This is a genomic window from Ruminococcus flavefaciens, assembly GCF_900143025.1.
In the GTDB taxonomy this organism is placed as follows: domain Bacteria; phylum Bacillota; class Clostridia; order Oscillospirales; family Ruminococcaceae; genus Ruminococcus; species Ruminococcus flavefaciens_I.
The window spans coordinates 26,134-38,587 of record NZ_FRCT01000007.1 but is presented as its reverse complement, the minus strand read 5'-3'; the positions used below and the strand labels follow the sequence as shown (position 1 = coordinate 38,587).

The following is a 12,454-nucleotide window of genomic DNA, read 5'->3' as shown; positions in this document are numbered from 1 at the left end:
TGCGTGAGTCCTTCGGCTTTATTTTGTCAGCTCGGCTGTGATTTTCCCCAGCACAGCAAACTGCTCCTGCGTGAGCTGCCTGCCCGTCTGAGCGTTTTTGATACGATAGGCATCGACCAGGGCTTTGACAGTCTCGGTCTGTGCTTCGGTCAGTCCGTGAGTAGAGAGCGCACCCTGATGCTTCATACCGCAGAGGGTGTCCATTGAAACGTTGAAGATGCTGGCGATAGAGCGAAGTGTCTCAAATGGCGGTGTCATGGTATTAGCTTCATATTTGCTGATAGTACCCTCGGTAACATCGAGCATTTCTCCGAGCTTCTTCTGCGTTATTTTTCGTTCCTTGCGTAATGATCTTATCAAAGCACCGAGATCATACACTTGCCCTCACCTCCAAGTTTCTCATTTGGAATATTATACCCGATTATACTTGCTAAATGCGATAGAATATGCTATAATATATTCTATACACGAAAGTTTTGGCGTGAAAAGTTTCAGTAGATGCAAGTTTTCGGAGGTGTAATATGGCAGGTAACAGTAATCTCCATATGTCGAAGGCAGGAAAGTGTGGGCTGCGGTATGATGTGAATTTGAATGAATAAAACAAAAAAGAGCTAACCAATAACCGTGGTACTAATATAGAAGCTTATATTATTTATCGGGGGAAACCTTTCTGAAGAAAGGCTTTCCCCCGAACCCCTTTCCAAAGACTTTTTTAGCTGATTTTTTCTCAGATAGGGCACACCAAAAATAAAAAAGCCCCGCAAGTAATGCAGGGTGTGCCCTATCTGAGAAAAAATAAAACTGAAAGTTTTAGGGAGAGAGTTTGAGAGAAGCCCCTTTTTCAAAAGGGGTTCTCTCAATAAATACTACAAAACTGCTATATGGGTATCGAGGTTAACGGTTAGCTCTTAGTTTTTATTCCATTATCCAATCAATATAAATGGACTTGGATATGGTCTTGGTTGGGAGTTTCAACATAGTTTCGAGGCTGTTGCAGCCGTCGGCGCAGGCGGCTTTTGCAAGGGCTCTGTACCTTGCATCGGAGGGATGCTCAAAGCGTATCTCCTCGACTCCCTCTATCTTTTTGCCGAGGGACGAAGCTATCATTTCAGCTTTTTCGCGGGAATTGTTAATAGCGGCGTCGATAACCTGCTTTTCCTTGTCTGCTTCATCGGAAAGATAAAATGCAACATCATACTCCACGTTTGACAGTTCTTCCAGCAGGGAAGTGAGCTTTGAGAGTGCAGAGAGCTCAGCCTTCATGTCGAGGGTTATGCGCTTGGTGTAATTGTATGAATTCCTGCTGCTGTAATCCTCGTTAACTGAGTCGGAATCAAGCTGAAAACGGTCAGGCTCTATGCCGAGGTTTTTCTGCATAAGTGCAAGGAACTGCTCGGTTTTCTTTTTGCCAGACTGTATTACCTCTCCAGAGGAAGGGGCGTTTGCACGTATGGTAACTGTAACTTTAAATATGTCCACAGGAAAATCTATTTCGGCTGTTCCCGTAACGCTGAGCCTGCTCATATAAACACTCCTTTATATAGGTTTATTCAGATACTGTATATCCATATCCACATCGCCGTTGATACCGGGGATATGACCGTATGCACTTGCCTGCCAGATAGCGTATTCACCGTCGTAGTCGGTCTCGTCAACGAAGTGCGCCAGCCATACGGGAGTTGAACTTTTAGTTTTTTCGCTCCATATATTATTGAGGAAGTTCTTACTGCTGTAGAGCATAGGTTTGTAGCCGTTCTTGGTGACTTCATCGGCGAATGCGGCGTATATTTCATTGATATCGTGTATGCTCATGCCGTATTTCTGGAAGTTTGTGAATTCCTCCCAGTCGAAAACAATAGGCATATCAAGTGCATGACCGTCAAGCTGGTCGATTATCCAGCGGACGTGCTCGCGGACTCCCTCCTCGGTATTGTCGGTGGTGTAGAAGTACACTCCCACATCGAGACCAGCGGCAGTAGCGTTTTCAAGATTCTGACGGAAGTAATCGTCAAGGGTGACTTGACTGTAGTAATATCCAACACGGATTATTACGAAGCTGCACCCTGCATCGCGTACTGCGTTGAAGTCGACATCGCTCTGCCATACCGAAACATCAATACCGAAGCGCACATCGTCGGTGTTGTAGTTATTGATGAAATCGCTGTAATTCACACGGGGATTGTTGTCGGCAGGCTTTGGGACTTCATTGACTACATTGATGTTCATATCCCATGAAACATAGTTGCCTGCGCTGTCCGTAACAGTAGCGACAATGGGGTATGAGCCCACCTTATTCGGGTCAATTTCGCCCTCATAGGTGAGTGAAGGGTGCTTGTCGAAGTTGTCGGCAAAGCCTACATAGTTGTTAAGGTCAAATGCTGTACCGACCTTGTGATTAGGCGACCAGCCTGCATTGATGATAAGGGGCTCGGTTGTATCAATAACGCTGTATTGCAGCTTCTGGCTGAATTCGGCGCCATTGTAGATGTATGGGACATCGACCTCGAATACACCTGTATCAGAGGTATTGACCATTACAGAGCCGTCCTTGAGTTCAACGTTTTTATCGGTTATGAAGTCATCAAGCTTTATGTCCTCATAGACCTCCAAAGTATCGCGGCATCTGAGAACAAGGTCTTTTGGCGGATCGACCTTAGCCGTGGTAGTGACCGCAGTTGTGGTCTTTTTGGTAGTAGTTGTAGTCTTTGCGGTAGTTGAAGAAGCGGAAACCGTAGTTGTCACAGTTTCTTTTGTAGTATCGCTGCTGCTGTTTTTGACTTTTTTATCGCCGCAGCCGGCAAGCAGGCAGCCTGCAAAGACGACAGGTAAAATATATCTTAATTTCATAAGTTTCCTTTCAGGTATTTATTTTTTATAATTATAACATATTAAATTTGATAATGCAATGAAAGAATTGAAATATTCTTGACTTTATCTCGGTAATATGCTATCATAAAAATATAAGCAAGGCGATAATGCTAAAAAGGAAGTGATACTCCCGAAGTTACGGCTGCTGCCAAAAAGCAGTAAGCGTATGTGTCGGAAAGTGCGGACGATCAGAATTTAATGAAGCACAGGCTGCGGTGGCGGTCTGGTTCGTTATGCAAATTGATCGCTCTGCAAATAAATGTGAAAATGCCGCAGAGTGATCTGCGGTTTTGTTATTTCACGCCTTGTTTACGAAAGGAGTATTGCTATGATAATTGATTCGCATCTTCATCTTCCCGTGGACTATCCCGACTTTGCTTCAAAGAGAGAAGCTCTTTTGTATGAACTCAAAAAGAATGGTGTTGACCGTGGTATTGTTATCGCGGACTCGGAACTTGAAAGCGTTATCGGTTCTGTCAGGGACTGCGCCGAGCTTTTCGAGGGCAGCGAAGTTATAAGTGTTATTGCGGGGATAAGTCCGAATTTCGGATTTGAGACACAGCTTGATTATTGTCGTGAACTGCTTGAAAGCAGGAAAATAGTGGGACTGAAGGTCTACACGGGACACGAGGATTTTTACTGTACAGACTTATGTCTTGCACCGATCTATGATCTTGCTGCGGAGTATGACGTTCCCGTGCTTTTCCACAGCGGCTGGGATAATTCTCACTATGCTGTACCTGAACTCCTGAAAAAGCTTGCTGACAGCCGTCCCGAAAATGTATTCGTATATTGTCACTGCTTTTATCCAAAACTGAAGGAGTGTTTTGAAGTTCTGAGCGATTGCGGTAATGTTTATTTTGACACCTCATCGGTGGCAGACGATGAAAGTCTGATACCTCAGATAAAGCCTGCACTTGAAGAAGCCATGCATCATATGCCGACGCGATTTGTTTTTGGCTCTGATTTCGGCAGCTGTTCGCAGAAAGTACATCTGAAATTAGCTGAAAGTCTTGATATTACCGTGGAGGAGAGAGAACTGTTCATGCACAAAAATGCGGAAAGAGTTTATAAGCTGTAAGGAAAGTATTTTTGCTGTTGCTTTTTTCTTGACCTTATGATATAATATTTAAAAAATGTGGGAGGCGAAAGGATAGTGTCGCCTGATGTGTTCATTTGCTGTCGGCTGACGGACGAAAACGGTCGTGCAACGCCCGAAAGGGAGATTGCCGACGAGATATATGACCAGCTGACCATAGAAGGTATAAATGTTTATTATGAGCCTGTGGCTGTGCGCGAAAATGCAGGGGCTGAAGCAGATACGGAAACTGTCGTAAAAGATGCAGGTATTTACATTGTAATAGCGGCAGCGGAGGAAAGCTTTTATGCAGAACCGTTCAGAAGCCTGTGGATAAGATGTGCTGCCGAGGTTCGCAGAAATGCCGAAAAGACTATCATAACCTGTGTCAAGGGAATAGGCTCGCAGCAGATACCGCAGGAGCTGCTTGACAATATGGTGCGTGATATAACGCGTATAGACTTTCTTACGGAGCTTATCAGAAGTGTTAAGAAGCTGACGGAGGGCAGTGATGAGGTGGGACTGAGTACACCGCCCGACAAGCTGCTGAAAAGGATAGAAGGCTTTCTTTCGGCTGAGGATTTTGAAGCAGCAGGGGAGTACTGCCGCCTTATAACAGAGGCTTCTCCGCAGAACTGGCAGGCATATTATTATGCTTTCCTTGCTGACAGAGGCTTGCGGAGTGAAAACGATCTTTTCCTTGAAGATGTTGTTGACGGTTTTGCCTGTGAATATGCAGAAAGCTATGGTGCAGATGTTTCCGATGATGAATATTTCCGCAGCACTTTTGCAGACCTGCTCGGAAATCATATGCGCAGAGCGCTGGAGTATTCATCGGGGGATGACAGGGTAAGGCTTGCGACTGTATATGAAAGATTTGTAAGCGCAGTGCAGGACGCGGTTTTCGCTATCGAGCAGGAGGAGATAGACGGAGAAGAAAAAAAGGAGCTTGAAAAGCTCCGTATTAAGCATGAACATGAGCAGTCGGAAAGAGCGGCTGTAAAGCTGAAAAAGCAGCGTATACGCACACGTTTCCTCACATATATGTCAGTGATACTGACTGTTCTGACAGTGCTTGCAGTGCGCTTCGGATTTAAATGGGCGATAGTTCTAATTGTTGTCGCAGCTGCCGTCACTGTGCTTGGCATCGCAGGGCTTGAAAAGTAAAAAACGCCTTCATGGAGCATCTCATCAGATGCCCCATGAGGGCGCATTTATTTTTCTTCTGTTTGTCTGAACTGCAATGGAGTAACACCGTAAAAGCTTCCGAACAGCTTTACAAAGTATGAGGTGTTTCCGTAGCCGACGTTTATGCCGACTGTTTTTACTGACATATCCGTAGTTTTCAGAAGCTCGGCAGCCTTATTGAGTCTGCTGGTTATAACGTCTTTGTTTACGCTTACGCCGAATGTTTCGGTATAAAGATGCTGAAAGCGTGAACGGCTGAGGGAAAGCTCCTTAGCCATATCGTCAATGGAATAGTCTCTGCCCGGCCAGCGGTATATGGACTTCCTTATCCAGAGGAGCTTTTCAGAGTATATACCCTCGGGACGGTCGTGATTTGCTTCCTTCTGCATCAGCTTTTCCGATATTTTATACATGAGCAGCTGGAAATAAAGATCAATAGCCTTCTCCCTGAACGGATCCGAGGAGTAGTGCTCAAAGCACATACTGCGTATCATTGCCGACATATCTGTTATATCGGCTATATCAACAGGACGGTCAAGGGGGATATTCAGGTCGCTGAGCATTTTCTGTTCCTTTTCGTCGGGGAAGAAATGCATCCAGTCGTCGAAGTATTCACTGCTTGCAGGAAAATAATACTGTGGGGTATTTGGTCTGTATATTATAAAAGAATGTGCAGAAGTACGCATATCCTTTTTTCCTATTTTGAAGTGCGCCGGCGTTTTTACGATCAGCAGGAGCCAGCTTTCTGTTCCGTCAGGTCTGTCTATACAGAAGCTGCGATCGTGCCTGTGATTGTAGCCGATCTCTATCATTTTCAAGGTTTTCATCCTCCAAAAGCTAAAATCATATTAATATTATACCATAGCGCGGATAAAAGTGTCAATAAGAAGCAGCACGAAAGTAATATATAAATATATGATTTCCCGATAGTTGATATCAGATACATAATATGATATGTTTTTTATAGCTGAATAAGAGTATTAATGTTACGTTTTTGTTACAATTATGTTGAAATTTTATATATTTATTGCAAAGTAGGGAAAAGTATGGTATAATAATAACATACAGAGATCAAGCGGCAATAAATACATATTCAGATTAAGTAAGGGGGCTTATATATGGATTTCCAGTCTTTTGTTGACAGTATACCGACTGCGGCTTGTGTTGTATCGGTAGAAAAGCTTGAAAACGGTAATTACGGAAAACTGCGTATCGTTACGGGAAACCGTCCTTATATAGACAGTATCGAACGTCCTGCCGAAAATATTGTAATGCTTACTAAGAAATTTGTTCCTAACAGTGAATATACAAATTATCTGAACCGCGACCTTAATTTCGAGGACTCATGCTACAGAGCGGCAGTATTGAAGAAGTGTATCCATGCATATGCACACCCTGCGAGGTTCGATGTATGGTTCAATATGTCATTCCTGCCTCTTTGCCCTGATGAGGGCAACATATGCTATTGTATGTATATTATGGAGATCAATTTCAAGCCTGATGCAAAGCGTATGTCAAATATATCCTCTGAGATAGCAACAGCTGTTCTTGAGACCTGTATCAAGCTTAGAAGTGCAGGGGATTTCAAGGAAACGATGGACTCTATCTGCAAGGATATACGCGACCTCTGTGACTCCGAGCACTTCTGTATCCTTATGATGGATACTGAAAAACGCAAATGCTCTGTGCTTGGTGAAGCATTATCAAAGGATACGAAGCTTGTATCTATGAATAAGTATCTTGATAATTTCTATGATATTGCAGAATCGTGGAAGGATACAATTGCAGGCAGCAATTGCCTTATTGTTAAAAATGAACACGATATGGAGGTCGTTAAGGAACGCAATCCTATATGGCATAATTCTATCACCAGCGCAGGCGGAAAGACTATCGTTCTTTTCCCTCTTGAATTCAAGGGTGAATTGCTCGGCTACATATGGGCTATCAATTTCAGTTCGGAAGCCGCTGACAATATCAAGGAAACTCTTGAACTGACATCGTTTATTCTTGCATCTGAGCTTTACAGCTATCGTATGATAGACAAGCTGCATATCCTGAGCTCTACCGATATGCTCACAGGTGTGATGAACCGTAACGAGATGAATAACTATATTGATGCATTGTCTGCAAAGGAAATAGACAAATCTGTAGGAGTATTGTTTGCCGATCTCAACGGCCTGAAGAGCGTAAATGATGATATCGGACACGAAGCAGGTGACGAGCTCCTTAAAAATGCTGCAAACGCATTGCGCGATGTATTTGCAGTCTATGAGATATTCAGAGCAGGCGGCGACGAGTTTGTAGCGGTAGTTACAGATGTGACCGAGGAAGAGCTTAACGCGAAGGCTGAAAAGTTAAGAACGGTAAGCAAACGATATCCTAATCTCGTGTTTGCAATAGGTGCGGCTTACGAGAGCAGCGTTAAAAATGTCCGTACAGCACTCCAGAACGCGGATAAGCTTATGTATGAGGACAAGAAACGCTATTATGATCTTCACCCCGAGAAAAAACGCGGATTTATCGATAAAAGAAACGGATGATCCGAAAGGACTTCTGACATGACCTCTATGTCGGAAGTCCTTTTGTTTCCCTTCCGAGACTTGACAATATCTTCCATAAAGTGTATAATATTCTAAGTGACTTTATAATGAATATAAGGTCCTTTTTTGTTCGGGAGGAATTAACATAAGTATAATGAAAAAAATCCTGCTGATCTTTCTGAGACTTCTTTCAATACCGTATGGCTACATGGTATTGGTAATAACGCTGCTGCACAGACAACCTACAGGCACACACAATGTTAAGCCGCCTTTCTGGGAAATTGCAGAGCTTATTAAAGGCAACGAAAAGCTGCTTTTCGATATAATCGGTAATATATTGCTTCTTTTGCCGCTTGGCATATTCCTGCCGCTATGGATAAAAAAGATTGATGAAGTAAAAAAAGTGGCTTTAGGCGGATTTCTTGTTTCTTTATTGATCGAGATAACTCAGCTGATAACTACACGGGGATATTTTGAGATCGACGATCTTTTCCATAATACTCTTGGTGCAGTTCTTGGCGGACTTATTGGCTGCCGCCTTGCAAGGAGGATATTCCCGAAGGAGGAAACATCTCAGGAACAGTAAAAAAGGCTTCCTTTTGTTAAAAAATGCAAAAGGAGGCTGTTTTTTGTGCCTGAAAGCATATGCTCGCGGAGCTGTCTGACAGCATATCACTTTCAACTTGTTTATCTTTTTTTGGCACTTTTGGAAATGCCGGATAGTAAAAAATATATATGTGATATTTTGTTACATATGTTATATAATTACGCGTTGGATAGTGCTGTTTTGGCAGGCTAATTCGCACCGTCACAATTATTGGGCCTTGTGTGAACAAATAGCAACTTTTGGAAAAAATATATCCAGCATATTTAATATATTTAATGTTGAAATCTCTACAAAATGTGTAAGGAATGGATAATATTACGAATAGTCTTTTTCCCCCTTGACAGGGCGTATATAAATATGATATAATTACACAGAAATTACGGAAAGTAACCTATAGCTTTAATTATACAATTTGTCATAACATTACACTTCGGAAAATATTTTACTACATAAATTTAACAAACAACGTAATTGTTCATATTTTGGAGGGTATATGTTTATGAAAGTTTCTTTTTCACCGCCTGATATTTCGATCCTTGAAATACATGAGGTTTGCGAAGCGTTGAAGTCGGGCTGGATCACAACAGGTCCGATGACAAAAAAGTTTGAAAATGAAATTGCAGAAATGATCGGTGTAAATAAGGCTTGCTGTCTTAACTCTCAGACTGCCTGTGCGGAAATGGCATTGAGATTGCTTGGGGTAGGAGAGGGCGACGAGGTCATAACTACTGCATATACATATACAGCGACAGCTGCTGTTGTATGTCATGTGGGAGCAAAGCTTATCCTGGTAGATACTATGCCAAACAGCTTTGAGATAAATTATGATCAGGTCGAAAAGGCAATAACCGAAAAAACCAAGGTGATCATACCTGTTGATCTCGGAGGCGTTCCTTGTAATTATGCAAGACTTTTTCAGATCGTGGAAAGTAAAAAGTCCTTGTTCAGACCTGCCAACAAGATACAGGAAGCTATCGGCCGCGTTGTCATAAGTGCTGACGCAGCTCATGCGTTCGGAGCTAAGTGGCGCAATATGTATGTCGGCAATATAGCAGATTTTTCAAGCTTCAGTTTTCATGCTGTCAAAAATCTCACAACTGCCGAGGGCGGCGCATTGACATGGCGTCCCATCGACGGTATAAGCGACGAGGAAATATATCATCAGCTCCAGCTTTTCAGCCTTCACGGTCAGAGCAAGGACGCTCTTGCAAAGACACAGCTGGGTGCATGGGAATATGATATCGTCGGAACATGGTACAAATGTAATATGACTGATGTTGCAGCTGCTATCGGACTAAAGCAGCTGGAAAGATATCCGCATATGCTTGATTACAGACGACAGATAATCGAGTATTATGACGAGGCGCTCAGTGATATCGGTGTTGAGACACTTCCGCATTATACCAACGAGCACACATCTTCAGGTCATCTTTATATAACAAGAGTACCTAATATTACAATAGAAGAAAGAAATGAGATAATCCGCAGAATGGCTGAGGAGGGCATAGCAACGAATGTCCACTACAAGCCTCTTCCTATGCATACGGCATATAAGAAGATGGGATTTGATATAAGCGATTATCCTAACGCTTATGCTCATTTCGCTAATGAGATCACTCTTCCGCTTCATACCTGTCTTACCGATGAAATGGAAGATTACGTAATAAATAATTACGTAAATATCGTAAAGGAGTATCTCTGATAATGCGCCGCTGGGAGAATCTCCCTGCTTTTATGAGAACGGACGAGGTAAGACCATATTGGGAGATTCTATGGAAAAAGCGCAGACATATTGCAGTGAAGAGAGTATTCGATGTTATCACTGCAATGATACTTCTTATAATTGCAGCGATCCCGATGTTAGTGATCGCTGTGATGATAAAGCTCGACTCAAGAGGATCTGTGCTGTACAGACAGGAAAGAGTAACTGCTTACGGAAAGCATTTCAGGATACATAAATTCCGCACTATGGTCAAAAATGCCGACCGCGTAGGAACAGCGGTCACTGTAAGCAATGACAGCAGGATAACAAGAGTCGGTTCTTTACTGCGCGGATTGCGCCTTGATGAGCTTCCGCAGCTCATAGATGTGCTTGAGGGCACTATGAGCTTTGTGGGCACTCGTCCCGAAGCATCGAAATACGTTGACGAGTATCGTCCCGAATACAACGCTACATTGCTTATGCCTGCCGGTATAACCAGTGAGGCGTCTATCAGGTTCAAGGACGAATACCAGCTTTTAAGTGCTTCTGAGGACGTTGATAAAACATACGTTGAGCAGGTACTGCCGCGAAAGATGAAATGGAACCTGGAATCCATCGAACGCTTTTCATTTTTACGCGAGCTGCTGACCATGCTAAGAACAGTAATGGCTGTTTTCGGAAAAGATTATGATTGAGGGGTTTGTCAGATGATTACCATCAGAAATATGACAGCGTCAGATAAGGAAAGCATACGTGTTTTGTCTCGGCTCCATACCCGTGCTTTCCCTGATTTTTTCCTCACCCAGCTCGGTGTGGGATTTCTTGATGCTCTGTATGAAGGTTACCTCTCTGATGAGAGGTCGGGTATAATAGTTGCCGAAGAAAACGGTAAGCTTGCGGGGTTCATAGCTTACTCGTATGATTATCCGAATTTTTATAAGGGACTGATAAAAAATCATCTTTTTAAGTTTGCTTTCTGCTCTATGGGAGCAGCTATAAGGCATCCTTCATTTATCAAAAGACTTCTTGGAGCTTTCAAAAAAAGCGATTCAGTAGTCAAGGACGAAAAATATGTTGAGCTTGCGTCTATATGCGTTGATCCCGATATGGGCAAGAAGGGTATAGGCTCAAAGCTGATCGACCACCTTAAAGGCATGGTTGATCTCAACAAGTTCGCATATATAAATCTTGAGACAGATGCTGTAAACAATGACGGCGTAAATCGTTTTTACAGAATGAACGGTTTCAAGCTTGCAAGAAGTTACTTCTCCTCTGAGGGAAGAAAAATGAACGAATACAGATTCGAGGGATGATATGTCGGTCAAAATGCTTTATATCCTTAATGTTGCGGATAAAGTGAATAATTTCTCGTATTCTGCCATGGTCGCTGCACAAAAACTCGGGATAGAATTTTCAATAGCAGGAAACTGGAGCTATCCCGATGAGGCAGCGAGGAAAGCTGATGAAAAAAAATATGGTATAAAGATCTATCAGGTCGATTTTATTCGTGCTCCTTACGATCCTCGTAACTATAAGGCTTATCGTCAGATAAAAGCTATTATAGAGCGCGAAAAATTCGACCTGATACACTGCAATACGCCTATTGGCGGTATAATCGGAAGATACGCAGCAAGGAAATGCGGTGTGAAAAAGGTCATATATCAGGCTCACGGCTTCCATTTCTATAAAGGGGCACCATTCATTAACCGCACTCTTTTCTATAATATAGAAAAGCATTTTGCAAAGGATACAGATGTTCTTGTTACAATAAACCATGAGGATCTTGAAGCGGCAAAGGCTTTTAAGCTGAAAAATGGCGGAAAGCTGAGCTATGTCCACGGAGTTGGAATAGATCTTTCGGTTTATGACAATATAGCAAGGAACAGAGATGAAAAACGAGAAGAGCTGGGGCTTGAACACGATGATATCGCAGTTATCTCGGTGGGCGAGCTCAACAGGAATAAAAACAATATCGCTATAGTGCAGGCTATGTCAAAGGTAAACAACAAGCACCTGCATTATTTTCTGTGCGGCGTGGGTCAGGAGAAAGAAGCTATAGAACGCTTTGCTTCCGAGCATGACCTTAAAGAGAATATCCATTTTCTCGGCTACAGAAATGATGTCAAGGAGCTTTTATCAGCCTGCGATATTTTTGTGATGCCTTCATTCAGAGAAGGACTTTCACGCTCTCTCATGGAGGCTATGGCTTGCGGCCTTCCTTGTGTTGTTTCAAAAATAAGAGGCAATACAGACCTTATCAAAAAGGGCGGCGGTTTTCTGTGCTCACCTGCTTCGTCAGATGAGTTTGCCGATGCGCTCATAGCTTGTCTGATAGCTGACAGGAATACTATGGGCGAAAAAAATATGCAGGCTGTGAAAAAATACGATCTCAGCATTGTAATAGCTGAATGGGAAAAGATCTATAAAGATGTATTATTGTAAGGATTGTTGTTATGACAAGATCTGAAAAA

Annotated in this window: 12 protein-coding genes; 8 read left to right on the top strand and 4 right to left on the bottom strand. The window is 42.8% G+C overall.

The genetic code is table 11. The features are described from left to right. Window positions 1-18: 18 nt before the first annotated feature. From BUB28_RS08975 to BUB28_RS08965, 3 genes are all read right to left on the bottom strand, one after another. Window positions 19-378, bottom strand: coding sequence for a helix-turn-helix domain-containing protein (locus tag BUB28_RS08975; protein ID WP_072950761.1), 360 nt, complete (start codon window positions 376-378; stop codon window positions 19-21). Window positions 379-915: 537 nt separating this feature from the next. Continuing rightward, on the bottom strand, window positions 916-1,524 hold the full coding sequence (locus BUB28_RS08970) for an SIMPL domain-containing protein (RefSeq protein WP_072950759.1): 609 nt from the start codon (window positions 1,522-1,524) through the stop codon (window positions 916-918). 12 nt (window positions 1,525-1,536) lie between these two features. Then, window positions 1,537-2,847, bottom strand: coding sequence for a GH25 family lysozyme (locus BUB28_RS08965; protein WP_072950757.1), 1,311 nt, complete (start codon window positions 2,845-2,847; stop codon window positions 1,537-1,539). Between the two features lie 349 nt (window positions 2,848-3,196). Between BUB28_RS08965 and BUB28_RS08960 the strand changes: the two genes are divergently transcribed. Both BUB28_RS08960 and BUB28_RS08955 read left to right on the top strand, forming a co-directional pair. Beyond that, window positions 3,197-3,949 (top strand): amidohydrolase family protein, encoded by a 753-nt coding sequence (locus tag BUB28_RS08960; protein ID WP_072950756.1) that lies wholly within the window; start codon window positions 3,197-3,199, stop codon window positions 3,947-3,949. Between the two features lie 75 nt (window positions 3,950-4,024). Further along, complete coding sequence (locus BUB28_RS08955) at window positions 4,025-5,113, top strand: hypothetical protein (protein WP_072950755.1); 1,089 nt, start codon at window positions 4,025-4,027, stop codon at window positions 5,111-5,113. A 47-nt stretch (window positions 5,114-5,160) separates the two neighbouring features. On the opposite strand, the gene BUB28_RS08950 is transcribed toward BUB28_RS08955, so the two are convergent. Next, window positions 5,161-5,946, bottom strand: a complete 786-nt coding sequence (locus BUB28_RS08950) for an AraC family transcriptional regulator (protein ID WP_242939980.1) — start codon at window positions 5,944-5,946, stop codon at window positions 5,161-5,163. Between the two features lie 306 nt (window positions 5,947-6,252). Between BUB28_RS08950 and BUB28_RS08945 the strand changes: the two genes are divergently transcribed. From BUB28_RS08945 to BUB28_RS08920, 6 genes are all read left to right on the top strand, one after another. Beyond that, on the top strand, window positions 6,253-7,674 hold the full coding sequence (locus BUB28_RS08945) for a GGDEF domain-containing protein (protein WP_072950751.1): 1,422 nt from the start codon (window positions 6,253-6,255) through the stop codon (window positions 7,672-7,674). A gap of 154 nt (window positions 7,675-7,828) precedes the next feature. Continuing rightward, a complete protein-coding gene (locus BUB28_RS08940; RefSeq protein ID WP_072950750.1) occupies window positions 7,829-8,260 on the top strand; it encodes a VanZ family protein in 432 nt (143 codons plus the stop codon). A gap of 520 nt (window positions 8,261-8,780) precedes the next feature. Further along, window positions 8,781-9,983 carry a DegT/DnrJ/EryC1/StrS family aminotransferase gene (locus BUB28_RS08935; protein ID WP_072950940.1) on the top strand — a complete coding sequence of 401 codons (1,203 nt, stop codon included), beginning with the start codon at window positions 8,781-8,783 and terminating at the stop codon, window positions 9,981-9,983. Window positions 9,984-9,985: 2 nt separating this feature from the next. Next, complete coding sequence (locus tag BUB28_RS08930) at window positions 9,986-10,678, top strand: sugar transferase (RefSeq protein ID WP_175547827.1); 693 nt, start codon at window positions 9,986-9,988, stop codon at window positions 10,676-10,678. Window positions 10,679-10,690: 12 nt separating this feature from the next. Beyond that, entirely contained in the window at window positions 10,691-11,296 is a 606-nt protein-coding gene (locus BUB28_RS08925; RefSeq protein WP_072950746.1) for a GNAT family N-acetyltransferase, read from the top strand. A 1-nt stretch (window position 11,297) separates the two neighbouring features. Further along, window positions 11,298-12,425: a glycosyltransferase family 4 protein gene (locus BUB28_RS08920; RefSeq protein ID WP_072950744.1), complete on the top strand. Its 1,128-nt coding sequence runs from the start codon at window positions 11,298-11,300 to the stop codon at window positions 12,423-12,425. Window positions 12,426-12,454 lie beyond the last annotated feature (29 nt).

What these genes read in the sequence shown, in the direction of transcription:
- BUB28_RS08970 (WP_072950759.1), bottom strand. Translation starts at nt 1,524, where the DNA reads ATGAGCAGGCTCAGCGTTACGGGAACAGCCGAAATAGATTTTCCTGTG.
- BUB28_RS08965 (WP_072950757.1), bottom strand. Translation starts at nt 2,847, where the DNA reads ATGAAATTAAGATATATTTTACCTGTCGTCTTTGCAGGCTGCCTGCTT.
- BUB28_RS08960 (WP_072950756.1), top strand. Translation starts at nt 3,197, where the DNA reads ATGATAATTGATTCGCATCTTCATCTTCCCGTGGACTATCCCGACTTT.
- BUB28_RS08950 (WP_242939980.1), bottom strand. Translation starts at nt 5,946, where the DNA reads ATGATAGAGATCGGCTACAATCACAGGCACGATCGCAGCTTCTGTATA.
- BUB28_RS08945 (WP_072950751.1), top strand. Translation starts at nt 6,253, where the DNA reads ATGGATTTCCAGTCTTTTGTTGACAGTATACCGACTGCGGCTTGTGTT.
- BUB28_RS08940 (WP_072950750.1), top strand. Translation starts at nt 7,829, where the DNA reads ATGAAAAAAATCCTGCTGATCTTTCTGAGACTTCTTTCAATACCGTAT.
- BUB28_RS08935 (WP_072950940.1), top strand. Translation starts at nt 8,781, where the DNA reads ATGAAAGTTTCTTTTTCACCGCCTGATATTTCGATCCTTGAAATACAT.
- BUB28_RS08930 (WP_175547827.1), top strand. Translation starts at nt 9,986, where the DNA reads ATGCGCCGCTGGGAGAATCTCCCTGCTTTTATGAGAACGGACGAGGTA.
- BUB28_RS08925 (WP_072950746.1), top strand. Translation starts at nt 10,691, where the DNA reads ATGATTACCATCAGAAATATGACAGCGTCAGATAAGGAAAGCATACGT.
- BUB28_RS08920 (WP_072950744.1), top strand. Translation starts at nt 11,298, where the DNA reads ATGTCGGTCAAAATGCTTTATATCCTTAATGTTGCGGATAAAGTGAAT.